At 50.7% G+C, this 22,854-nt stretch carries 23 protein-coding genes; 13 read left to right on the top strand and 10 right to left on the bottom strand.

Going from position 1 to position 22,854, the window contains the following annotated elements:
* Window positions 1-3: 3 nt before the first annotated feature.
* Complete coding sequence (locus tag NSMM_RS12250; protein WP_090287842.1) at window positions 4-450, top strand: universal stress protein; 447 nt, start codon at window positions 4-6, stop codon at window positions 448-450.
* A 52-nt stretch (window positions 451-502) separates the two neighbouring features.
* Here NSMM_RS12250 and secA read toward each other — a convergent pair whose 3' ends face one another.
* On the bottom strand, window positions 503-3,241 hold the full coding sequence (gene secA / locus NSMM_RS12245) for a preprotein translocase subunit SecA (RefSeq protein WP_090287840.1): 2,739 nt from the start codon (window positions 3,239-3,241) through the stop codon (window positions 503-505).
* A gap of 107 nt (window positions 3,242-3,348) precedes the next feature.
* On the bottom strand, window positions 3,349-4,266 hold the full coding sequence (locus NSMM_RS12240; protein ID WP_090287838.1) for a M23 family metallopeptidase: 918 nt from the start codon (window positions 4,264-4,266) through the stop codon (window positions 3,349-3,351).
* A 25-nt stretch (window positions 4,267-4,291) separates the two neighbouring features.
* Here NSMM_RS12240 and NSMM_RS12235 point away from each other — a divergent pair, with 25 nt between their 5' ends.
* Complete coding sequence (locus tag NSMM_RS12235) at window positions 4,292-4,747, top strand: DciA family protein (protein WP_090287837.1); 456 nt, start codon at window positions 4,292-4,294, stop codon at window positions 4,745-4,747.
* A gap of 53 nt (window positions 4,748-4,800) precedes the next feature.
* On the opposite strand, the gene NSMM_RS12230 is transcribed toward NSMM_RS12235, so the two are convergent.
* The 3 genes from NSMM_RS12230 to NSMM_RS12220 are packed head-to-tail and all read right to left on the bottom strand — an operon-like array spanning window position 4,801 to window position 7,415.
* Window positions 4,801-5,448: a DUF2959 domain-containing protein gene (locus NSMM_RS12230; RefSeq protein WP_090287835.1), complete on the bottom strand. Its 648-nt coding sequence runs from the start codon at window positions 5,446-5,448 to the stop codon at window positions 4,801-4,803.
* 30 nt (window positions 5,449-5,478) lie between these two features.
* Entirely contained in the window at window positions 5,479-6,450 is a 972-nt protein-coding gene (locus NSMM_RS12225) for a hypothetical protein (RefSeq protein WP_090287833.1), read from the bottom strand.
* An 11-nt stretch (window positions 6,451-6,461) separates the two neighbouring features.
* Window positions 6,462-7,415 carry a diacylglycerol/lipid kinase family protein gene (locus NSMM_RS12220; RefSeq protein ID WP_090287831.1) on the bottom strand — a complete coding sequence of 318 codons (954 nt, stop codon included), beginning with the start codon at window positions 7,413-7,415 and terminating at the stop codon, window positions 6,462-6,464.
* Between the two features lie 428 nt (window positions 7,416-7,843).
* Between NSMM_RS12220 and NSMM_RS12215 the strand changes: the two genes are divergently transcribed.
* The 5 genes from NSMM_RS12215 (at window position 7,844) to NSMM_RS12195 (ending at window position 15,053) form a co-directional block, all read left to right on the top strand.
* Entirely contained in the window at window positions 7,844-9,787 is a 1,944-nt protein-coding gene (locus NSMM_RS12215) for an ATP-binding cassette domain-containing protein (RefSeq protein WP_090287829.1), read from the top strand.
* Window positions 9,788-9,899: 112 nt separating this feature from the next.
* Window positions 9,900-10,226 carry a c-type cytochrome gene (locus NSMM_RS12210; protein ID WP_245654797.1) on the top strand — a complete coding sequence of 109 codons (327 nt, stop codon included), beginning with the start codon at window positions 9,900-9,902 and terminating at the stop codon, window positions 10,224-10,226.
* Window positions 10,227-10,250: 24 nt separating this feature from the next.
* Entirely contained in the window at window positions 10,251-10,577 is a 327-nt protein-coding gene (locus tag NSMM_RS12205) for a c-type cytochrome (RefSeq protein WP_090287827.1), read from the top strand.
* Between the two features lie 367 nt (window positions 10,578-10,944).
* A complete protein-coding gene (locus NSMM_RS12200; RefSeq protein WP_218121115.1) occupies window positions 10,945-11,940 on the top strand; it encodes an efflux RND transporter periplasmic adaptor subunit in 996 nt (331 codons plus the stop codon).
* Window positions 11,937-15,053, top strand: a complete 3,117-nt coding sequence (locus NSMM_RS12195; protein WP_090287823.1) for an efflux RND transporter permease subunit — start codon at window positions 11,937-11,939, stop codon at window positions 15,051-15,053. Before NSMM_RS12200 ends, NSMM_RS12195 begins: the two co-directional genes overlap by 4 nt.
* 76 nt (window positions 15,054-15,129) lie before the next feature.
* Here the strand turns inward: NSMM_RS12195 and NSMM_RS12190 are convergent, their stop codons facing one another.
* The 4 genes from NSMM_RS12190 to NSMM_RS12175 form a co-directional block, all read right to left on the bottom strand.
* On the bottom strand, window positions 15,130-15,405 hold the full coding sequence (locus NSMM_RS12190) for a hypothetical protein (RefSeq protein WP_218121114.1): 276 nt from the start codon (window positions 15,403-15,405) through the stop codon (window positions 15,130-15,132).
* Between the two features lie 252 nt (window positions 15,406-15,657).
* Complete coding sequence (locus NSMM_RS12185) at window positions 15,658-16,434, bottom strand: CbbQ/NirQ/NorQ/GpvN family protein (protein ID WP_090287816.1); 777 nt, start codon at window positions 16,432-16,434, stop codon at window positions 15,658-15,660.
* A gap of 7 nt (window positions 16,435-16,441) precedes the next feature.
* Window positions 16,442-17,800: a cbb3-type cytochrome c oxidase subunit I gene (locus NSMM_RS12180; protein ID WP_090287814.1), complete on the bottom strand. Its 1,359-nt coding sequence runs from the start codon at window positions 17,798-17,800 to the stop codon at window positions 16,442-16,444.
* A 196-nt stretch (window positions 17,801-17,996) separates the two neighbouring features.
* Window positions 17,997-18,449, bottom strand: a complete 453-nt coding sequence (locus NSMM_RS12175; RefSeq protein WP_090287813.1) for a c-type cytochrome — start codon at window positions 18,447-18,449, stop codon at window positions 17,997-17,999.
* 128 nt (window positions 18,450-18,577) lie between these two features.
* Between NSMM_RS12175 and NSMM_RS12170 the strand changes: the two genes are divergently transcribed.
* The 5 genes from NSMM_RS12170 to mazF all read left to right on the top strand — a co-directional run bounded on the left by NSMM_RS12170 (window position 18,578) and on the right by mazF (window position 21,945).
* Window positions 18,578-18,766, top strand: a complete 189-nt coding sequence (locus NSMM_RS12170) for a tautomerase family protein (RefSeq protein WP_090287812.1) — start codon at window positions 18,578-18,580, stop codon at window positions 18,764-18,766.
* A 9-nt stretch (window positions 18,767-18,775) separates the two neighbouring features.
* Window positions 18,776-20,596, top strand: coding sequence for an excinuclease ABC subunit UvrC (uvrC, locus tag NSMM_RS12165; protein WP_425412375.1), 1,821 nt, complete (start codon window positions 18,776-18,778; stop codon window positions 20,594-20,596).
* A gap of 172 nt (window positions 20,597-20,768) precedes the next feature.
* Window positions 20,769-21,065, top strand: coding sequence for a hypothetical protein (locus NSMM_RS16200; RefSeq protein ID WP_218121113.1), 297 nt, complete (start codon window positions 20,769-20,771; stop codon window positions 21,063-21,065).
* A 299-nt stretch (window positions 21,066-21,364) separates the two neighbouring features.
* Window positions 21,365-21,607 (top strand): AbrB/MazE/SpoVT family DNA-binding domain-containing protein, encoded by a 243-nt coding sequence (locus NSMM_RS12160; protein WP_090287810.1) that lies wholly within the window; start codon window positions 21,365-21,367, stop codon window positions 21,605-21,607.
* Window positions 21,607-21,945: an endoribonuclease MazF gene (gene mazF, locus NSMM_RS12155; protein WP_090287808.1), complete on the top strand. Its 339-nt coding sequence runs from the start codon at window positions 21,607-21,609 to the stop codon at window positions 21,943-21,945. Before NSMM_RS12160 ends, mazF begins: the two co-directional genes overlap by 1 nt.
* A 264-nt stretch (window positions 21,946-22,209) precedes the next feature.
* Here the strand turns inward: mazF and NSMM_RS15760 are convergent, their stop codons facing one another.
* A complete protein-coding gene (locus NSMM_RS15760; RefSeq protein ID WP_176753958.1) occupies window positions 22,210-22,374 on the bottom strand; it encodes a hypothetical protein in 165 nt (54 codons plus the stop codon).
* Between the two features lie 205 nt (window positions 22,375-22,579).
* Here NSMM_RS15760 and NSMM_RS16195 point away from each other — a divergent pair.
* A partial coding sequence (locus NSMM_RS16195) for a hypothetical protein (protein ID WP_218121112.1) occupies window positions 22,580-22,854 on the top strand: 275 nt, incomplete at its 3' end.

Genomic DNA, 22,854 nt, shown 5'->3' with positions numbered 1-22,854 from the left:
AACATGTTTCAAAAAATTCTGGTACCAGTCGATGGTAGTCCAACCTCAAAACGCGCCCTGCAGGAAGCAATTGTGTTGGCAAAACTCACCCACGCACAGGTTGCACTCGTTCATATCTACACCGATATTGCTTATCTAGTGGATGAAGGCTACATCAACTACGAAGAATTGCAGAAAACCGTACAACTCGCTGGCGAGAAAATACTGACCGAAGCTGCCGAATCCGTTCGGCAGGCGGGCCTGATAACACAAACAAAATCAATCTCGGCTGGCAATCAGAAGATTGCACAAGCAATCATTGCCGAGGCAGAATGCTGGCAGGCTGACTTAATCGTAATCGGTTCACATGGCCGTTCAGGGCTCACTCGTCTGCTGCTTGGCAGTGTAGCGGAAGGCGTTACAAGAAGTTCATCAATACCAGTATTACTGATTCGCGGCACTGGAAATTGATTTGAGCGATTCGAATGTCGTTTCAAATTTATTAAACAGGCCTACTGTTACACTACTCAAGCTTGCCATGACATTGCTTGTATTTCTTCCCTGACCCACACGGACAGGGATCATTGCGCCCGACCTTGTCATTCTTGCGAACATAAGGTTGTGTCTTGTTTTCCACATCATCCTGTTTTTCTGCTGTCGGCGCATCTTCACCCACTACTTCTTCATAGCTGGCATGATGGTACTGTACATTTCCTGGAGCAGGTGCTTCGGCTACAGCATCCACTTGTTGTTCGCTTCTGATCTGTACTGTCAGCAAGATTCTGGTCACTTCCGCTTTAACGGATTCCAGCATTCCGGTAAATAACTCGAAAGCCTCGCGTTTATATTCCTGCTTGGGATTTTTTTGTGCGTAGCCCCGCAAATGAATACTTTGCCGCAAATGGTCCAACGCTGCCAGATGTTCACGCCAGTGACTATCAAGCGTATGCAACATCACCACTCGTTCATAGTGCTGCATCAACGCCGTGCCTGCCTGCATCACCTTATTCGCATAAAAAGTGTTAACCGCCTCAATAATACGCTGCCGCAAGCTTTCTTCGTGTAAATCATGGTCTTCGTCCAGCCACTGCTGAACAGGCAAATGGAGATTGAATTCAGCTGTCAGCGCTTTCTCCAGTCCGGTAATATCCCACTGTTCTTCAATACTCTGTGACGGCATATACAAACTGACAAGCTCGTCGATGACACTTTCCCGAATGGCGCTGATGGTATCGGAAATATTCTGGTCTGCCTCCAGTAACTCGCTGCGCTGCTGATAAATAACCTTACGCTGGTCATTGGCAACATCATCGTACTCCAGCAATTGTTTACGAATATCGAAATTGCGCGCTTCAACCTTGCGTTGTGCATTTTCAATTGCACGGGTCACCCAGGGATGCTCAATGGCCTCTCCTTCCGGCATGTTGAGTTTGGTCATGATACTGGCGACACGATCCGAGGAAAAAATACGCAGCAGCGAATCTTCCAGTGACAGATAGAAGCGGCTGGAACCAGGATCGCCCTGTCGGCCTGAACGTCCTCGCAACTGGTTATCAATACGGCGAGACTCGTGTCGCTCCGTCCCAATAATATGCAATCCACCCAGCTTGATTACTTCGTCATGCCGGATTTGCCAGGTATCCTGTATAGCCTTGATGCGCTCAGCTTTGGTTTTATCATCGAGCGTTGCATCAGCCTGAATACGATGGATTTCAGGTTCGGGATTCCCTCCCAACACAATATCGGTGCCGCGTCCGGCCATGTTGGTCGCAATCGTGACCATTTTTGGCTGACCCGCCTGAGTAATGATATCCGCTTCACGGGCATGTTGTTTGGCATTCAGAATCTGATGCGGCAGTTTTTCCTGATTCAACAAATCTGACAGCAATTCATTGTTTTCGATGGATGTCGTACCGACCAGAACGGGTTGTCCACGTTCATAACAATCCTTGATATCTGCGAAGATTGCCTGATATTTTTCCTTGGCAGTACGAAATACCTGATCCATGCGATCCTCACGAACCATCGAACGATGTGTCGGAATCACCACGGTTTCCAGCCCGTAAATTTGCTGAAATTCAAATGCTTCTGTATCCGCCGTTCCTGTCATGCCTGCAAGTTTTTTATACATGCGGAAATAATTCTGGAAAGTGATGGAGGCCAGCGTCTGGTTTTCTTTCTGGATGGCAACATTCTCCTTCGCCTCTACCGCCTGATGCAATCCCTCCGACCAACGCCGCCCCGGCATTAACCGACCGGTGAATTCATCAACGATAATGACTTCATTATCCTGCACCACATAATGCTGATCACGATTGTATAAATTATGCGCACGTAATGCTGCATTGAGATGGTGTATCAGATTGATATTTGCCGGATCATACAAACTGGTTCCCGCAGACAACAATCCGGCTTCACTTAGTAATGCCTCAGCATGTTCAAATCCCGCCTCGCTTATCAGCACTTGTTGAGTTTTCTCATCCACACTGAAATCACCCGCACTTTTCTCATTTTCCTGTTTGATCAGCTTCGGAATGAGTCTGTTGATTTTGGTATAAATTTCAGTATCACCTTCCGCCATCCCGGAAATAATCAAGGGTGTGCGCGCTTCATCAATCAGGATTGAATCCACTTCATCGACAATCGCAAAATTAAGGGGTCGCTGCACCCGCTCGACAACATGCCCCACCATGTTGTCGCGCAGATAATCAAAACCATATTCGTTATTGGTGCCATAGGTGATATCCGCTGCATAGGCAGCCTGTTTGTCTTCCTGCGGCATCTGTGACACCACGACGCCAACCGTCAGTCCCAGAAAACGATAGACCTGCCCCATCCACTCGGCATCACGCCTGGCGAGATAGTCATTGACCGTCACAATATGGACACCCTGACCAGATAAGGCATTCAGATAGGTCGGGAGCGTTGCCATCAGCGTTTTACCCTCACCCGTGCGCATCTCGGCTATCTTGCCCTCATGCAGCACCATGCCGCCGATCAGCTGCACATCAAAGTGGCGCATACCCAATACGCGTTTGCTGGTCTCGCGCACCACCGCGAATGCTTCCGTCATCAACTGGTCCAGCGTTTCTCCATTCGCCAGTCTGTTTCTGAACTCATCCGTTTTTTCATGCAACTCGGCATCTGTCAACACGGCAATGGCCGACTCAAGCTCATTAATCTTGCGCACTGTTTGCATGTACTGCTTGACGAGCCGATCATTACGGCTACCAAAAAACTTTTTCAGTAAATTATTCAGCATGGGATGATGGTTTTTTAATGCCTGTCAACAATTGAGAATTGATCAGAAATATTTCCTGATATATTAAATTCTATTCGGATTGTGTCTGCTGGCAGCAGACAACCTGGCTAGTCAGCTTTTTTCAAGAATCTGGAGGGATTGAGCGGTATGTCATTATGTCTGATTTCAAAATGCAAGTGCGGCCCGGTAGAACGTCCACTGCTACCAATTTCCGCAATTTTTTGTCCTTTTAATACGACTTGACCTACGTTAACCAACAACCTGGATGCATGTGCATAGCGACTAACCAGCTCATTGCCGTGGTCAATGGCCACCATGTTACCATAACCAGGATGACGGGCAGAAAAGACAACTACTCCGCCAGCTGCAGCCTTGATTGGTGTGCCCATTTTGGCAGGAAAATCTACGCCTTCATGAAAACTTTTTTTGCCGGTAAAAGGATCGATCCGAACACCAAAGTCTGAAGAAAACCAGTCTGTCTCCAACGGCATTGCGCTTGGTAGCATCTCTTGCTCAATTCGATCACCCAATAACAAACTGTCCAGTACTGCTAATTTGTCTGCTCTGTCTCTCAGAGACCTGGCGACCGAATGTAATGTCTGATTGAGTTCATCTAATGATAGATCCTGTTCCCGGATCTCCCTGTCAATCCCACCTTGCCCCGGCAGTTGATCAAAGGAGAGTTCCTGTGGATCAATGCCGTATAAATCCACTAGCCGCCGTCCTAATTCATTCAAGCGAAACAGCTGCACCTGCATTTTTCCCACTTTAGCCGCCATAAAATCCAGATTTTTATTCAAATGCGCCTGAATTTTATGATTTCTTTTGGCCTCCGGGTTCTGCAGAACATTACGCAGTATCGGATAATTAATTTTATCCGCAACCTCCCCGGCAAAATGATTCAGGGTAACGGCTAAAAGTATTACCATCATCAGCAATAACAGCAACCCCATTAACAAGTGGGAGCGTGTCAAAGTTAGTGATTTTGCTTGCCCAAACCGGTCAGAAATAAGAATAATATTCATCTGTTCTTCCTTGGATTAATTTGCCATGTCGATCTTTAATTTAAGAAACTACTTAACCATTCTTGGCAACCAGCCTGATTATGAACCTATAATCAATCAGGCAAAACAATTAATTGAAATACAAAACAGGTTTTTGCAAATAATTCCATCGTCTATCGGAAGTCGCTGCGCGGTGGGAAAATATTCGAATGGCGTAATTCTAATCTATACCGATAACGGCGTGATAGCCAGCAGATTACGCCAATTGGCGCCCGCCATCCTGCGGCATTTCAGCAATAATAATCTTACAATCAATGAGATAAAAATAGCAGTACAACCCAACCCTTCTCAGGGTCATCCACCCGATTCACGCAAACGCACTCAGCGACTCAATTCATCCGCTACCCGTCACCTGAACGACCTGATCGCTACGTTGCCCGACGAATCACCGCTTAGACAGGCGCTGGTAAAGCTCCTGTCTAACAACAAGCAACAAGTATAAAAAACAGCTCTTATGTTATCAAAATACCCGCTGCACCAACAGGGAAATATCCGCTAGTTTTTCTCCATATTAGAGAGAAAGCGATTAGCCTCATTGATGGAATTTTCCATTGAAACAATCAGCGTAGAAACATCGGATTGCAGGTTACCCAGCTCGCTCTTCAAGGAGGTAATCGCCTGCGCATTAAGATTATGCTTGAGATACATAACCTGATCATTAAACACAGACAATACCGGTTGGATTCTCGTCTCTGCATTTTTCATGGCAATAATCAGTTGCCGGTAATGGTTGCGCGTCGCAACCAGTTTATCCTGACTTTGCCGCTTGAGGGCAGGATTACTGTATTGCGTGATTTCCGTCTCCCACTCCCTGAACAGCGCGACAGATACGCTTTCAATGTCAGCGATACGCTCTTTCACTTCGTTTGCCTTATCGACACTGGCTTCGTATTCGCTATTCAGTTTTTTATAAAGTTTCTCAAGATTGCCTCCATCAAAACGTGTCACTGCCGTGAACTGCTCCAATGCAGATTTGAACTGCTGTTTGGTCTCTCTCTGAGTATCGCGCGCCTTCTCGACCCGATACACCAGCACATCCCGCTTGGGAATCCCGATTTTCTCAAGCCCGCTGTAGTACATGCTGGAACAAGCCGTCAGCAAAACTACCAGCATAAACAGGGGCAACAGCACCAGTCTTACCATGATTAATTTTTCGCCTCCTTTAAATTTTCTTCACCGCAGAACACCACGTCGCAATAATTGCCACATGACCTTGTAGCCCCATAGCACGGGATGACGCCTGAGCACCGGCGTAATCTCGACCCGCACACCGGTATGCCGTTCGATTTTCCAGGCCGCATAATCCAGGCAATCCCGGAAGGTCAGCGTCGCCTTACTTAGACGCAGAATCGACAGCACTCTACCCTGCCAGCGCCGCAACCGCCAGTTCACTCTGGCCCTGAATTTTTGTGCTGGCGTTACGCTCACCACATATTGGCGCTCCGCATTCAACGTCAACACCGGATTCAGCGCAGGCAGTGCCGCAGCCGTCAGACGCCGATAGACCGGCAAATTAATCTCCATTAGCAAATTGGAACGCGATTGACGTTCGGCGCGCAATTCCGAGGCGTAAGTCAGCCGCAACCCTGAAGCCCATATCTGCTCGACAGTCACTTGTCCCGCTGGGAGCATTGGCAGCGTGGTTTCAAGAAACCTGATGATCGCCCACGCCTGAACAATCCGGATGCGTCGCACAATAGTTTCATCCCGGCCAAAAAGCAACTCGAAGGGCTGGGCAAAACGCGCCCAGATGTAAGGATGAAACCAGTGACTCGCGGCTTTCTCAAAATGCGCGGTTGATATAACAGCATATTTAGCGCGCAGCATGCCGCCACCATTTGGAGCAGGCACCTCCAGAAAAAAAACATTTGGCGCCAACCAAATATTCAAATAACGCAAAACCTTTTTGTCATAGGCACGGCAGTAATCATCAACCAGCACGTAGAAATCGATAACACCTTCGCCCAGCGTTGGCCCACGCAGGCTGGAGCCATACAGAAGAATTGCGTCCAGCGCTACGCCAAAACGCTGCTGTAACTGATCGGTCAGTGGCAATAATTCCGTTGGTATTGCTGGTATCGACTGTGGCGTGATTGCAGCAATGAGTGATGCTGGCGGTGCGGGAAAATCTGTTTTACCTTGCATGCTATAACACACTAAAGGACACGAAAATGCAGTGGACCATCCTCATAGATCCGCAACGGTCCATGCTGACTCGAAGCCTGATAAACCTCTCCATCGACGATATAGTCATCATCCAGCAATAACTCGAGCCGAGAAGTGTTATAGCTAATATATCCATCTGCTTGCCGTAAATGGTGACCACGCCCGACCATCAGCAGCCATATCCGGATCCAGAATTTTTTGCTGCACTGCGTAACGAAAGTAGCATGCAACGCTGCCGATTCCCGTCCCCAATACGGACGCATTCCCAGCAGCAGGCGTTCCAGCGCGCTCACCAGGGCAAACAGATAAACCTTTTTCCGAACATTCCCAGCTTCGTCCTTTTCTGTGATACATACTGGCGCCCACTGCGCTTGTGGGTGCCCCAGAAATGTGCCAAAAATCGAGCGCAAAACAATCATGATGGTGAAGATACTACCGGTTATCCCAAGCTGCTTGACTCTACTTCGTGAAAACTTGACGCCACGCGCGATCATACCCAGACCAAACAGCATTCCATAGACATTTTTAATACCGGTCTGCTCAATACGTAATACCGGTCGCTTGATGATTTCCTGCCCGACAGGCTGCTGCATGACCTGCCTGATCTTACGCAACACCGTCTCCGGCTTGCCGCGCATGCCCAGATCCAGCGCGGTCATGTTGGTCGTGCCTGCCGGCACAATCGTCAGCATAGGCCATTGTGCTGGCGGCAATTGTGCAAACAAACAATTGATGACACCCTGCAGCGTTCCATCGCCGCCTGCCACGATCAGCCACGTTACATTTTTTTCCAGCAGTACACGTACTGCCTGATCAAATTCTTCCGCATTAGTAGCCTGAAGTTGTTCCACCTCAGGCATATTTGCAAGTATTTTGTGAATCTGCGTATTGCGCTTGCGAAACTGACCGCCCAGCGGATTAAAGATCAAACCGGTTTTTATCATATTTTTTTAGAAGTGCCATCAAAAGGTGCCCGCCCAAATGCCTTATTTTACACAAACAATTGTGTGTTTTTTTCAGGTAGCATGAGCAAAGCCCGTACAGTAATGAGCGCGAACAGACATATGGAAGCATTTCCAACGTTTCTTTAATGGGCTCTTAGCTCCGAGAAGCTTCAATATAAATTGGTTGCTAAATGAAAATAGCTGAAAGCAATCATTGAAATGACGAGTAAAATGCATGCCCGCTAACCTGTCTGTTGTCAGAGCACCTCTAAAAATCCAGAGCTCCAAACAAGATCAGGCGCGAATAAAAAATGTTAGCGCAGCATATAACTGATATGCAAAGAAAAATATTTTTTAAACGACATAATATCGCGATGAATGTAGATTCTTAGAGATATTCATCAATCATGATTTAAATAATACCTGCTATGCCACATATTACCCTTGAAAATGCCTGTCTTGCTTTTGGTCATCATGCGCTGCTGGATCATGCTGCGTTCCAGCTCGATCCCGGGGAGCGGGTCGGGCTGATTGGGCGTAATGGTACCGGCAAATCCAGTCTGTTACGCGTCCTTGCCGGAGAAATTAATCTCGATGATGGCGTGCTGCGCATTGAGCCGGGCATCAGTGTGGCCTACGTTCCTCAGGAACCGGAGCTGGATGAAACCAGATCGGTTTTCAGTGAAGTCGCACGAGGGCTGGGTGAGCTATCACAGGTCTTGCTGGATTATCACCAGGTTTCGCATGATCTGGGAGCAGCCGATGCCGATATCGAAGCTTTACTGGAACGCATGCAGCAATTGCAGAGTATTCTGGAGTCCCAGGATGGCTGGCGGATACATAACAAAGTGCAAACAGCCATTAACAAACTGGAACTGGATGAAGATGCCATTGTTGGCACGTTGTCGGGTGGCGCCAGAAAAAGGGTGGCGCTTGCGCGTGCCATGGTGCTGTCACCGGATGTGTTGCTCCTGGATGAGCCGACTAACCATCTGGACTTTGTGTCCATTGAATGGCTGGAGGAGACCCTGCGGGAAATTAACGCCAGCATCATTTTTATTACCCATGACCGACGTTTTCTCGACAATGTCGCCACGCGCATCATCGAGCTGGACCGAGGAGAACTCGTCAGTTTCCCCGGTAATTTCTCTGCTTACCAGATCAAAAAAGCGGAAATACTCGAAACCGAAGCAACGCACAACAAAAAATTCGACAAGGTGCTCACACAGGAAGAAGTCTGGATCCGCAAAGGTATCCAGGCAAGGCGCACGCGCAATGAAGGCAGGGTCAGACGGCTGGAAGCCCTGCGGCGTGAGCGTGCAGCACGGCGTGAGCGCATGGGCAAGGTTAACTTCAAAGTGGAGTTAGGGGAGCGTTCCGGGCAACTGGTTGCAGAGCTGGAAAATGTGGTCAAGCAATACGATGAAAAAATCATTATCAGCAATTTCTCTTGCCGGATCATGCGTGGCGATCGCATCGGCCTATTGGGACCAAACGGCGCCGGCAAATCAACCTTGCTAAAACTGATTCTCGGAGAAGTGCAACCCGATGCCGGTACAGTGCGACTCGGCACGAAACTGTCCGTTGCCTATTTTGACCAGATGCGCAAGCAGCTGGATGAAAATTTGACACTGGTTGAATCCATCAGCCAGGGATCGGATTTCATCGAAATTGGTGGCGTGCGCAAACATGTGATCAGCTATTTGGAAGATTTCCTGTTTTCTCCGTTGCGGGCGCGTTCACCGGTCAAAACACTTTCCGGTGGCGAACGCAACCGTCTGCTGCTGGCACGGCTGTTTACCCAGCCAGCCAATGTGCTGGTGCTGGATGAACCGACCAACGATCTCGATATTGAGACACTCGAATTGCTCGAATCTCTGTTGCAGGATTACAGCGGTACCTTATTTCTGGTCAGTCATGATCGCGCTTTTCTGGATAACGTCGTTACCCAGGTGATTGCGTTTGAAGGCAACGGTCAGCTACGCGAATATGCCGGTGGTTTTGAAGACTGGTTACGCGTCGCAAACGCAGCCAAATCGGTTGAAAAAGACGCTCAGAAGCCGACCAGCATTCCGGCAGCTTCGGCGGTTACTTCATCCCGTAACTCAAAAAACGTATCTGTCAAATCCGTCAACTCAGCCAAACTCAGTTATCAGGAAAAACAGGAGCTGGAAAAACTGCCGGAAAAGATCGATAACCTGGAGCAAGAACGCGAAAGTATCAGTGCGCGGCTAAGCGACCCGACTCTCTATCAAGGCAACCCTGATGAGATCAAGGTATTACAAGCCCGCACCACTGTGCTGGAAAAGGAGCTCTCTGCGCTTTTTTCTCGTTGGGAAGTCCTTGAAAGCAAGTTTATCAAGGCAAAATAGAGGTAATTTCCCTATAAACAACAGGGAGATAGCGCCGAAGCTTTCACCAGGATTCATTGACTAAACCCCATCCTTCGTTTAAAGTTCAAACTTTTGAGAGGAGGATGCGTAAGTGAAAAAATCAGCGGTCGTTAAACTACTCGTTGCGTCTGGCATGGTCATGTCATTTTCTGGCATGGCTACTGCTGCTGGAGAAACCGATTCATTCAAAAGCAAACTGGTGATGTGCCAAGGTTGTCATGGTATTGAGGATTACCGTACCGCCTACCCGGTAGTCTATCATGTACCCAAACTTGGTGGCCAGCACGAACAATACCTTGCAAAAGCGTTGAATGATTATAAAACCGGTGCGCGTAACCACCCTACCATGGTTGGTATTGCTGGTCTTTTATCCGATGAGGACATCAAGGCATTAGCCGCCTATTACGCTGGTAATTAATTTTCTAACGCGAGGACAACTAATATGAAACATTTGATGATTGCTGCTGTAAGCGGATTGGCATTCCTTTTATCAAGCCAAGTAATCGCTGCCGATAGCGAAGCTGGCAAGAAAAAAGCGCAGGAAGTATGTGCTTCCTGTCATGGGCTGGACGGCAACAGTCCTGCTCCCAATTTTCCAAAAATTGGTGGCCAGGCTAGAACTTATATCGAAAAAGTACTGAATGACTATAAATCTGGCGAACGCAAAGATCCGATCATGGCCGGTATGACGGCGAATCTGAGTAAGGAAGACATTGAAAATCTAGCCTTTTATTACTCGGGCCAAAAGGGCTTGGTTAACAAGAGATAGATCGCACCAGCAAAGCTGGCAATTAGGAGTCTGTCGCACTTAAGCCTAATCTACCGCGAATGGAATAACGACCCAAATTTCCTCAAGTTTTCGTTGCATGGTCTCACTATGTGCCTAAAATTTGAGGAAATCTGCTCTCGTTCTTTCACTCGGTTCGCTACGATTGCTTAAGTCCGGCAGACTCCTGCTCATGAACGAAGCGGAATCTACCAGTGTCTCTGGTACGTTCCGCTTTTTTCTTGGCATTAAAAATCAGTGTGCTCAAAAAATGTATAAACCGAAGTTTCGCCTTTACCTGTCTATACTGGGAGCTTGCATCGTAACAGCCGCCTGTTCGGATGCCAGGGAGAAAAGCGTTTCTGCGAATATGCAACCAGATACATCTGCGAGCCGCACCGGTGCATCCGTGGATTCAAACAAAACCGTCATCTGGCGCCCATTCACCGAGCTTGCTCAGTACCCGCAACGACGCGCAACCGCACGCGTGGTTGCGCTGGATGAAGCCACTGTGGCCGCGCAGGTTTCCGGGCAGATCAAACAAGTATTTGTGCGCGAAGGAGACGCAGTCAAAAGCGGGCAACCAATCGCGCAGCTCAATGACCCTCCCCTGCGTCTGGCGCGCGAACGCGCACAAGCCACACTGGCGGCAGCCAACGCAAAAATGGGTCAGGCACAACGCCAGCTCACTCAACAGCAAGGGCTACGAGCACGCGGATTTGTTTCGGAAGAAGCGGAGGCCGCCGCACGTGATACGCTGGAGGTCACGCGCCGGGAGCGCGATGCACAGCGTGCCGCACTCGCCGAGGCCAGCTGGTACTGGGAGCAGCGTATTATCATCTCGCCTTTTGATGGAATCATGACCGAGCGCCTAGTAAGTGTCGGCGACTGGGTAACACCCGGACAAGCAGTTGCCGTGATCACAGCCACCGCGCGCGAAGTGCATGCTTTCATTGCGCATGAAGATATTGCCGCATTACAACAGGTGGCTGAGATTATTTTTGAAACGCTGGGTGGTCATCAGCATCCCCTTAGCATCGCGGCCGTTTCCCCGCGTCGCGATGATCGCGCACAGGATGTGCGTATCCGCCTGACATTCACGACAGACACGCCGCCGCCCATCGGCACTGCCGGTGTGCTGGTATGGCGCGATCCAAGACCGCACCTATCGGCTAGTACCCTGGCGACAGTGCGTGGTATACCCGGCACATGGATAAAGGATAATGCAGCGACTACACCGCGTTTTGTACCGCTGCCACAAGCCGCATCAGGCCGCGATGTAGTGGTCTCATTTCCCCCTGATACCATGATTGCCATCCGTGGACAAGGCACACTGGCGTGGCAAGCCATACGGGAAACGCAATGACCTCGGGCTCCTGGTATGGCCGACTTATCGCCAATACTCCGCTAGCCAATCTTTTTTTTCTGATTGTCATCATCGTGGGCATCGTAGCGTATCTGTCCATGCCGCGCGCGCGCGATCCCGAAATCAACTTTAACTGGGTCAATATCCTGACAGCTTATCCCGGCGCGACTGCCGAGGATGTCGAACGTGAAATTACCGCACCACTGGAAGATGCACTACGTACCGTACCCGATATTCGTTTCGTTACATCAAGCTCACGCGAAGGGACATCTTCGATTCTGATCCGCTTTGAGAGAATCGACAGTCGCACCTTTGATAAGCGCGTGACGGATGTGCGCCGTGAAGTACTCAACAAAGCTGCCGCTGAATTACCTACTGAAGCATTGACGCCCAGATTCACGGAAATCACGACTTCAAACGGCTTTCCGACAGGAATGATTGCACTCTACGGGCCCGTTGCAGGTGAAGTCATGCGGGCACAGGCATTCGCCATCAAACGTGACATGGAGCGGGTGCGCGGCATCGATCGCCTGCTGACATTCGGTTTCCAGGAACCGGAAATTCATATCGACTTCGATCCGTTTGCCCTGGCGACACGTGGAATTGCAGCGAGCTCGCTGGCGGATCAAATCAGCGCCTGGTTTCGCGATGTCGTGGCAGGGCGATTCACAGTAAACGAGCGGGAATGGCTGGCACGTGCGCGTGGGCGCACGGATGATCCGGAAACAGTCGCACATTTGCCCGTAGTAATCGAGGGGCGCGCAGTAACACTGCAGGAACTGGCGACGGTATCGCTCAGCGCCGAGCGCCCTGATCATCTGGTCCGCTACCGTGGCCAGCCGGCGATATTACTATCGATCACCAAAAAAGCAGATGCCAATACGCTGGACCTGATGGCACAGCTACAGGCATTCGCTGACGAGCGTAACTCGATCCTGGCCCCTCTTGGGCTGCAGCTTGCGCTAACGGATAACCAGACTCACGAAACCCGGCAAACGATCAGCGTGATGGAAACCAATGCATTACTTGGTTTCGCCTTGGTTTTAGTGCTGGTGGGGCTATTCCTGGGTTGGCGATTAGGGATACTGGTCGCGCTGGGGTTACCCTTTGCGCTCTCCGGCGCATTTGCGATTATTGCTGCGGGAGATTCGACACTCAATCTGACGGTATTACTCGGTGTGGTGATCGCGTTGGGAATGCTGGTCGATGATGCCGTGGTCATTGTTGAAGCGATACACGACAAAATCGTGCAGGGGCTATCGACCCAGGAAGCCATTTTCTCCGGTGTGCAAGAAGTTGGTGCGCCGGTATTTACGGCAGTACTAACGACGGTAGCAGCATTTCTGCCTCTCATGCTCCTGCCTGGGATACTGGGTGAGTTTCTCAAGATTGTGCCCGCGGTAGTAACTGCCGCATTGGCAGTCAGTCTGCTGGAAGCTTACTGGTTGTTACCCGCCCATATTTTAGCGCTGCGTCATACGTTTGATGCGCCGCGTTCCCGTCTGGCACAGCGGCGAGAACGCATGTCCATGCGGCTACGCAATCAATATGGTCGACTGCTGGTACGTGTATTGCGGCGGCCGTGGCGCTGGGCATTGCTGGTAGCAGCCACTTTCATACTTGCAGGAGCGCTGGTCGCCTCGGGCGCGGTACGTACGCAGTTTTTCGCGTTTGACAGCATTCGGCTTTTTTATATTCACCTGGACATGCCGGTAGGTTCGTCATTACAACAAACCCTGCACGAAGCCGAACGTGCCACAGCCATCGTCGAGCGTCTGCTTCCACCGAAAGAACTCCGATCAGCTGTCGCAACAGCGGGCATTAAATTTACCGACACCGAACCGCTCTATGGTGACCATTATGGGCAAGTAAGCATTTCACTGCATCCGCGTGCCGCAAACGGCCGCGATGTGGAAGCCATCATCGACAGCCTGCGTGCGGAAATTATGTCATTGAGTGGGCCGGCAAAACCGGCGTTTCTGGCCATCAAGGGCGGCCCGCCAGCGCAACGGCCAATCAATGTCAAAGTAAAGTCGGAAGATCAGACACAGCTGGATGCCGCAGTGACTGCCGTCCGCGGCCTGCTTCTGGCCATACCGGGAATACGTGATATCACCGATGACCGCAGCGAAGGGCGACCGACCGTAACGTTCCACCTTGACCGCGATGCCATTGCGCGTGCTGGCATGGATGCCGCACAGGTACTACGCACCATCCGGCTGCTGGGTGAGGGTGAACGGGTTGGCAAGACGCGCCGGGAAGGGGAAGCTCTGGATATCATCATCCGGGCACAACCCGCATCGATGACCGATCCGGCCGAATGGCTCCGGTTACCGATGCTGACACCTGATGGACGCACCATTACACTAGGAGAACTCGCCCGTGCAGAGTTCGCGCCATCGCAGGGATTCATCCGTCATTACCAGTTCGTGCGCGCTGTGACGGTAGAAGCAGAAATCGACAACACGGTTACTGAAACCATGCAGGCCAACGCTCAGCTGATGGCAAGCTGGCAACAGATAGCGGCAACATATCCTGCGGTTAAACTTGATTTCACGGGTGAACTGGATGATATTCGCGAAAGCCTCGATGCGATGAAACGTATTTTTGCACTAGGCATCGCCCTGATTTATCTCATTCTCGCCACACAATTCCGCAGCTACCTGCAACCGCTCATTGTGCTGATCACCATGCCGCTGGCGCTCTCCGGCGTTATTTTCGGCCTATTCCTGTCAGGCTTGCCGTTATCGCTTTATACCCTCTACGGCGTAATCGCGCTGACCGGCATCGCCGTCAACTCCGCCATTGTGCTCGTAGCCGCCGCCAATGACCGTATTGCAACCGGCATGAGCGCCCTGCACGCCACACTCTACGCCTCACGCCGTCGGCTGATACCCATCCTGATCACCTCAAGCACGACTATCGCCGGATTGTTTTCCCTCGCCGTCGGATTAGGCGGCAAATCCCTGATCTGGGGACCCGTTGCGTCCAGCATTGTATGGGGGTTGGGATTCTCCACCGTGCTTACCTTGCTTGCAACACCCTTACTACTGAGAATAACGCTCACACAACGTCAGGCACAGCAAATACCAACACGCCTCGAAGCAGAATGACCAGAGTTCTCCATTAAGCACTTTCACGTGGCGATGCGGTGCCTGGCATACAAGACCTCATTGTGCGAGTTGATGATTACGCATCATGCTCAATGATGACCCCGATGACCTCTGTGTCCACCTCCATGACCACGAAAATGTCCCTGCCCGCCACGATGATGTCTATGCCCGCGATACGAGTGTCCCCGCTGAATATGCCTATGACCACCACCGAAGAAAATATTACTTCTAATAGCTGGGCGGTTTCCGTAACGGTAACTGTAGCCGGGGCTTCTTCCATAATAACCAGCACCGCCGCCGCCATAATAAGCAGATCCTCCATAATAACCACTGCTATAGCCAACGCTGCCATGATGCGGTGTGACCACGCACCCGCCGAGAGACAATATTAAAATAACTCCCAGAACTATAACCATTCTTTTCGTATTCATCTGAGCCTCCAGTTCATGCTTAACCAAAACTGACTACATTGTAAGGTGGTCAACATGAACCAAAGCTGAACGAAATGCCCCAGGAGTCTGTCGGGCTTAAGTAATCATAGCGAGCCGAGTGAAAAAACGAAAGCAGATTTTCTCAATTTTGAGGCGTATAGCGTGGTAGCAGCTTAACCCCAGGTTGCGCGAACCAGCTCAAGCAGGCCTTGCTGTACATCCGCCTCATCGCTTAGTGGTTCTATCAGGGCAGCTTGCGCGGCTTGATAAGGATCGAGTCCTTCCATCATTAAAATCGCACAATAAATCAACAAGCGGGTGGAAATATTCTCTTCCAGGTCTACATCTTTCAGTATCCGCAGCTGCGTGGCAAGATTGACCAGTACGCGGCACTTGTCCCGTTCCAGCCCTGTTTCAGTGGCGATAATTTCAAGCTCGGTTTCGGGCGGTGGAAAATCAAATGAAATAGCGATAAAGCGTTGTCTGGTACTGGGTTTGAGTGATTTCAGAATATTCTGATAGCCGGGGTTATAGGAGACAACCAGCATAAATTCATCCGGCGCACGCAAAATTTCGCCCGTACGTTCGAGCGGCATCATCCGCCGGTCATCCGTCAGTGGATGCAATACAACGGTAACATCTTTACGCGCTTCGACAACTTCATCCAGATAACATATACCGCCTTCTCGAATCGCGCGAGTCAACGGCCCATCCACCCATACCGTTTCACCTCCTTTAATCAGGAAACGCCCGGTCAGATCGGCAGCGGTCAGATCATCGTGACAGGCAACCGTAAAAAGTGGACGGCCCAGTTTCGCCGCCATGTGCAAAACAAAGCGGGTCTTTCCGCAGCCAGTAGGCCCCTTTATTAAAAGGGGTAACTGGCGGCGAAAAGCAGTCTCAAAAAGCAAACATTCATTTCCACTCGGTACATAATAAGGAATGCCCATCAAACCATCAATTCATCTGGTTATTAAGTGCAGGCTGCTTGGACTTTGATGTTTCCAGCTGATTTTTGACTGGCCCCAGTGTTGCATAAATATACAACAGCGCACCTGCAACAAAGATGACCCCAGCGAGCAGACGCATCCAGTAGAACAGATCAAGCTGTTGCTGAATCTCCATATAGCCCATGCCTATCACGCGCTGCAGGTGAGTTTGCAACACACCAGCAAAAGTCAGGGTAATCGTCATAAATGTCATGGAGGCAGTCATAATCCAGAAGCTCCACATATTGAGAATCTGGTTATACGGCTGCACCCCACGTAAATGTGGCAGCGCATAGGTAAAGAAAGCCAGATTGAGCATGACATAAGCGCCATAAAAAGCCAGATGTCCATGCGCTGCAGTGATTTGCGTGCCATGGCTATAAAAATTGACGGAGGAGAAACTATGCAGCAATCCCCAGACCCCCGCACCAAAGAATGCCATCACCGGACAACCCAGGCTCCACAGCATGGCAGCTTTGTTCGGATGATTACGTCCGCTACGGTAAACCATATGGAAACTCCACAGCACCATCGCAAAAAATGGCAAAACTTCCAGTATCGAGAACACGCTCCCGATCCAATGCCAGTAGCCAGGCATACCTATCCAGTAATAATGGTGGCCGGTACCCAACAATCCGCTGAATAATGCCAACCCGACCACCACATACAGCCATTTCTCGATAATCTCCCGATCGACCCCCGTCATTTTGATCAGCAAAAAGGCCAGCATCGACGCCATGATCAACTCCCACACCCCTTCGACCCAGATATGAACAACAAACCACCAATACATTTTATCGAGCGCAAGGTTGCCGGGATTGTAAAACGCGAACAGAAACAATAAGGCCGCTGCCCACATGCCCAGCAACAGAATGGACGTTACAACGGTTTTGCGACCTTTGAGTACTGTCATGGACGCGTTGTACAGAAACAACAAAAATCCGATCACCAGTAATATCTTGATCCACAATGGCTGCTCAAGAAATTCACGCCCCTCATGCACACCAAGCAGATAACTGACTACCGCCGCAAGTGCGGCAAAGACAAAAACAAATAATTGCAGCCAGGCAATGGTCGGGCTATGTATATCGCGTTCACTTTCCTCCGGAATCAGATAATAACCCGCACCAAAATAACCCAATAACAACCAGATCAACAAAGCATTGGTATGAATCATCCGGATGACATGAAACGGCAGACTCTCGGTAAATAAATTGGGCATGGCGTAGATACTGCCCGCCACAACGCCTGCAAATATCTGAATCATGAATAACAACAAAGCGGCAACAAAGTAAGGATAAGCAATTTTTTGTGTTGCATATTTCACGAGGCATACTCCATTAATCAAGGTTTGGGGGAAGCGTGTTTCAGGATAAAGGGCATTTCTAAAAATTCAGCGTTCCAGGCAAGACCAGGCGCAAATAAAAAATGTTGACGCAATACACAACTGATATGTAAGGAAACATTCATTTTCAGCAACGAAGTATTGTAACGAAATATGAATTTTTAGAAGTGCCCCAAAATCAGCCTGAAGTATTCGGTGGCCAACCCTGCGTATCAATACGGCTCGTCCATTCAAAAAAATCGACCAGGTCATCCAACTCCTGATCGGTCAGATTGAACTGCGGCATTTGACGACGCCCTGCCGCACCGGTCGGCTGTGCCTGCATCCAGGCTTTCAGGCCCATTCTCGCGCCAACAGGGTGATCGCGGCCACCATAACGCACCCAGACATTCCCCAGCTCTGGCGCAAAGTAAGCGCCCTCCCCCAGAAGCGAATGGCAATTGATGCAGGAATGCCGCTCCCATACATGCTTGCCTCTGACCACCGCCTCGGTAAGCGTTGCCTGATCAGTTGACGTATTAACAATATAAAGATGGCTGTGTACAGCAAGCGCGGCAAACAGAATGACAAAGAAAGCGGTTCCGCCATAAAAAATATTTCGGGCAGCAGATTTGGTAAGTCCTTCACTCATGCTCAACTCCTTTTAGGTTGATGCATATGGTTATAGCATACCATCTGGTTTTGCGAAAGCATGGGATTAATAATTTCGTAGTAATATTTCTCGGGTAAAATTCAACCAAAATTATCAGGAGCAAAACAATGCCTTATATCAATATCCGTCTGGCAGGTTCGCTTAGTCAGGAACAAAAGCGCCAGATTGCTAAAGAATTCACCGACACGCTTGAGCGTATTGCACACAAATCCAAGTCTTATACCTATATCACCTTTGATGAGCTGCCACGCGAGAACTGGGCAGTGGGCGGGGAATTGCTCGGCGGCGACAAATGATGCAGTAAGATGGCTCTGGCGGAAGACCGGTTCGACGGAAAAGCATTTGCACTGAAACTGCCCGCTCAGCCTGGCGTGTATCGCATGCTCAACGCTGCACAAAAGGTCATTTATGTCGGTAAGGCGATCGATTTGCGCAAACGAGTCGTGTCCTACTTTCGCCAGTTCAGCAGCCTGTCGCCCCGCATTCAGCTGATGGTATCGCAAGTAGCCGGGATTGAGACAACCGTCACCCGTTCCGAGGCAGAAGCGTTGATTCTGGAAAACAACCTGATCAAAAGCCTGGCGCCCCGTTACAACATTCTGTTCCGCGACGACAAATCGTATCCTTACCTGAAACTGACCCGGCATGATTATCCCCGGCTGGTCTATTACCGAGGGGCGCTGGATAACGAGAATCAGTATTTTGGACCCTTCCCCAACGCTGGCGTAGTCAAATCCAGCATTCAACTGCTGCAGAAAGTATTTCGCCTGCGTACCTGTCAGGATTCGGTATTCCATCACCGCACACGCCCGTGTCTGCTATACCAGATCAAGCGTTGCAGCGGGCCTTGTGTCGGGCTGGTGACAGCGGAGGATTATCGTGAAGATGTGCGCAATGCAACCCTGTTCCTGCAAGGCAAACAGCATGAAGTGCTGAAAGCGATCGAGGGCAAAATGCTGGCCGCTGCCGATGCGCTCGATTTTGAACAGGCCGCATTGTTTCGCGACCAGATGCAGGCATTACGCAAGATTCAGGAAAAGCAGTTTGTCGACAGTGGCAGGCTGCTGGATGCCGACGTAATCGCATGCGCGACCGGAGAGGATGGCAGTGTTGCCGTCAATCTGGTCATGATTCGCGGCGGGCGGCATCTCGGTGATAAAACTTTTTTTCCGCAAAATGCCCAGGAATATGACCTCAGCGCGATATTGGAAACTTTCGTTGCGCAGCATTACCTGCAGCGCAGCACCCCATCCCTGATTATTCTCGGTGAAAAAATCAACGCAACACTATTGCAGGATTTACTGTCCGAGCAAGCCGGGCACAAGATCACGCTGACCACCAACCCCATCGCTGATCGGCGCAAATGGCTGGACATGGCCACACAAAATGCACAACTGGCATTGCAGCAACGAATCAGCCAGCAGGCCGGTCAGGAAAACCGCCTTCTGGCACTGCAAACCGCACTCAATCTGCCCGGCCTCAAACGTATCGAATGTTTCGATATCAGCCACACCATGGGAGAAGCCACCATGGCATCCTGCGTGGTGTATGACAATCTGGCGATGCGGAATAACGAATACCGTCGCTACAACATTACCGGCAACCAACCCGGAGATGACTACGCCGCCATGCGCGATGTATTGCAGCGGCGTTATGCCAGGACTGCTGCCGGCGAGGGAAAACTGCCGGACCTGATCCTGATCGATGGCGGCAAAGGGCAGGTCAACGTTGCCTATGAAGTAATAACGGAACTCGGTCTGAGTGATACCCCGCTGCTGGGTGTAGCCAAGGGCGAAGCGCGCAAACCCGGACTGGAACAACTTGTTTATCCGCTGCAAGCCCCTGCTTTACGCCTGCCAGGCGATCACCCCGGCTTGCATCTGATCCAGCAAATTCGCGACGAAGCGCACCGCTTTGCCATCCAGGGACACCGAGCCAAACGCGCCAAAGCCCGCAACATTTCTGACCTGGAGCAAATTGGCGGCATCGGCGCAAAACGCCGCCAAAGCCTGTTGACACGCTTTGGCGGGCTAAAAGGAGTGAAAAACGCCAGTATTGATGAACTGCAACAAACAGAAGGCATCAGCCGCTCACTGGCAGAAAAAATTTATCGCGAAATACGCTGATCATCTCCGCACCAACCGCGTGGGCAAAAAATCATTGCCCACCCTACAAATTACACAATCACCACCTCGTAGGGTGGGCACCGTTTTCGTGACCACGCGCAACGCACGCATAACCACCCCATCCCCCCGCACCCATCCGCACCAAAAAAAACCACCGTAGGGTGGGCACCCCGTGCCCACGCGTGACGTACGCACCACCACCACATCCCTCATTCCCGTGCATCATCTTCGCACCAACCGCGTGGGCAAAAAATCGTTGCCCACCCTACAAATTACACAATCACCACCTTGTACGGTGGGCACCCCGTGCCCACGCGTGACGCACGCGCCACCACCACATCCCTCATTCCCGTGCATCATCTTTGCGCCGACCGCGTGGGCAAAAAATCGTTGCCCACCCTACAAATTACACAATCACCACCCCGTAGGGTGGGCACCGCTTTTGTGCCCACGCGCAACGCACGCATAACCACCCCATCCCCCCGCACCCATCCGCACCAAAAAAACCACCGTAGGGTGGGCACCCCGTGCCCACGCGCGACGTACGCATAACCACCCCATCCCTCATTCCCGTGCATCATCTTCGCGCCAACCGCGTGGGCAAAAAAGCGTTGCCCACCCTACAAATTACACAATCACCACCTCGTAGGGTGGGCACCGTTTTGTGCCCACGCGCAACGCTTTTTTATTTTCAGGTCATTTGTTGATACCGGGAAGAGAATCACCTATACTTCATTCGTATCTACATTTGTTTCTACGGAGGCACTCATGGCACTTCAGTTCGTCAAAAAATGGGGCAATAGCCCAGCCATCCGCTTGTCCGCAGCGGTGATGGAAGCGGCGCAATTAACGCTTGAACAAGCCGTGGAAGTTCGCGCCGAAAACGGCCGCATCATCATTGAGCCGGCCGCACCGAGCTACAGCCTGGATGATCTGCTGGCAGGCATCACGCCCAAGAACCGGCACAGCGAGCAAGATTTCGGAATACCACAGGGCCAGGAACTACTCTGATGGCAACGTGCGTACCGGATGAAGGCGACATCGTCTGGTTGAACTTCACGCCACAAAGTGGTCATGAACAGACAGGGCGGCGACCAGCCGTGGTCTTGAGTCCTAAGGCTTATAACCAGCGCTCAGGCCTGTTGGTCTGTGTCCCCATCACCAGCCAGATCAAAGGCTACCCTTTCGAAGTGGTGCTTAGCGGCAGCGGTACGACGGGAGCTGCCCTGGCCGATCAAGTCAAAAGCCTTGACTGGAAAACCCGGCAGGCCGAACGCAAGGGGCAAGCCACGCCGATAGAGATGGCCGAAATCAAAGCGAAGATCAAAGCACTACTCAAACTTGCCTGAACAAACAACTACGAATTACGCAATCACCACCCCGTAGGGTGGGCACCCCGTGCCCACGCGTTATATATGCATAACCACCCCATCCCCGCACCCATCCGTGCCAAAAAAAACCACCGTAGGTTTCCCAAGGGCGGTTTTTTAGTCGGGTTGCGGTTTATCCGGAGAGCACCAACCGCGTGGGCAAAAAATCATTGCCCACCCTACAAATTACACAATCCCCACCCCGTAGGGTGGGCACCGTTTTTGTGCCCACGCGCAACGCTTTTATAAAAATTGCTTAGAGAAATTAGCAATAGAGAGGGCAATAAGCGCCCCCATCATCCACTTGAGCAGATTAAGATCAGCTTTAATCGGCGCAATCTCAATTTGCAAATCCTTTTTAGTGACCAGCTCGGATTCTTCAATCGCCGCTCGCATTGCCTCAGTCAAACCTCCGCCTGCTTTTGATTAAAGCCCGCCTCTTCCAATTTACGAACAAATTTATGTGTATCAAATGTAATCATTGCCATAATGAACTCCAACAATTTTAAGTTGTTTGAAGTATATCAAATAATTAAAGAACCCACCGCGTGGGCAAAAAATCGTTGCCCACGCTACAAATTACACAATCACCACCCCGTAGGGTGGGCACCCCGTGCCCACGCGTGACGTACGCACCACCACCCCATCCCTCATTCCCGTGCATCATCTTTGCGCCGACCGCGTGGGCAAAAAATCATTGCCCACCCTACAAGCGCAATCACCACCCCGTAGGGTGGGCACCGTTTTTGTGCCCACGCGCAACGCACGCATATCACCCAAACCCCGCACCCATCCGTGCCAAAAAAACCACCGTAGGGTGGGCACCCCGTGCCCACCCTACGGTGGTTTTTTTGGCACGGATGGGTGCGGGGGGATGGGGTGGTTATG

Origin of the sequence: Nitrosomonas mobilis (genome assembly GCF_900103035.1) — a bacterium.
Lineage (GTDB): Bacteria > Pseudomonadota > Gammaproteobacteria > Burkholderiales > Nitrosomonadaceae > Nitrosomonas > Nitrosomonas mobilis.
The sequence above is the reverse complement of the archived record's forward strand: the minus strand, read 5'-3'. Positions and strand labels throughout refer to the sequence as shown.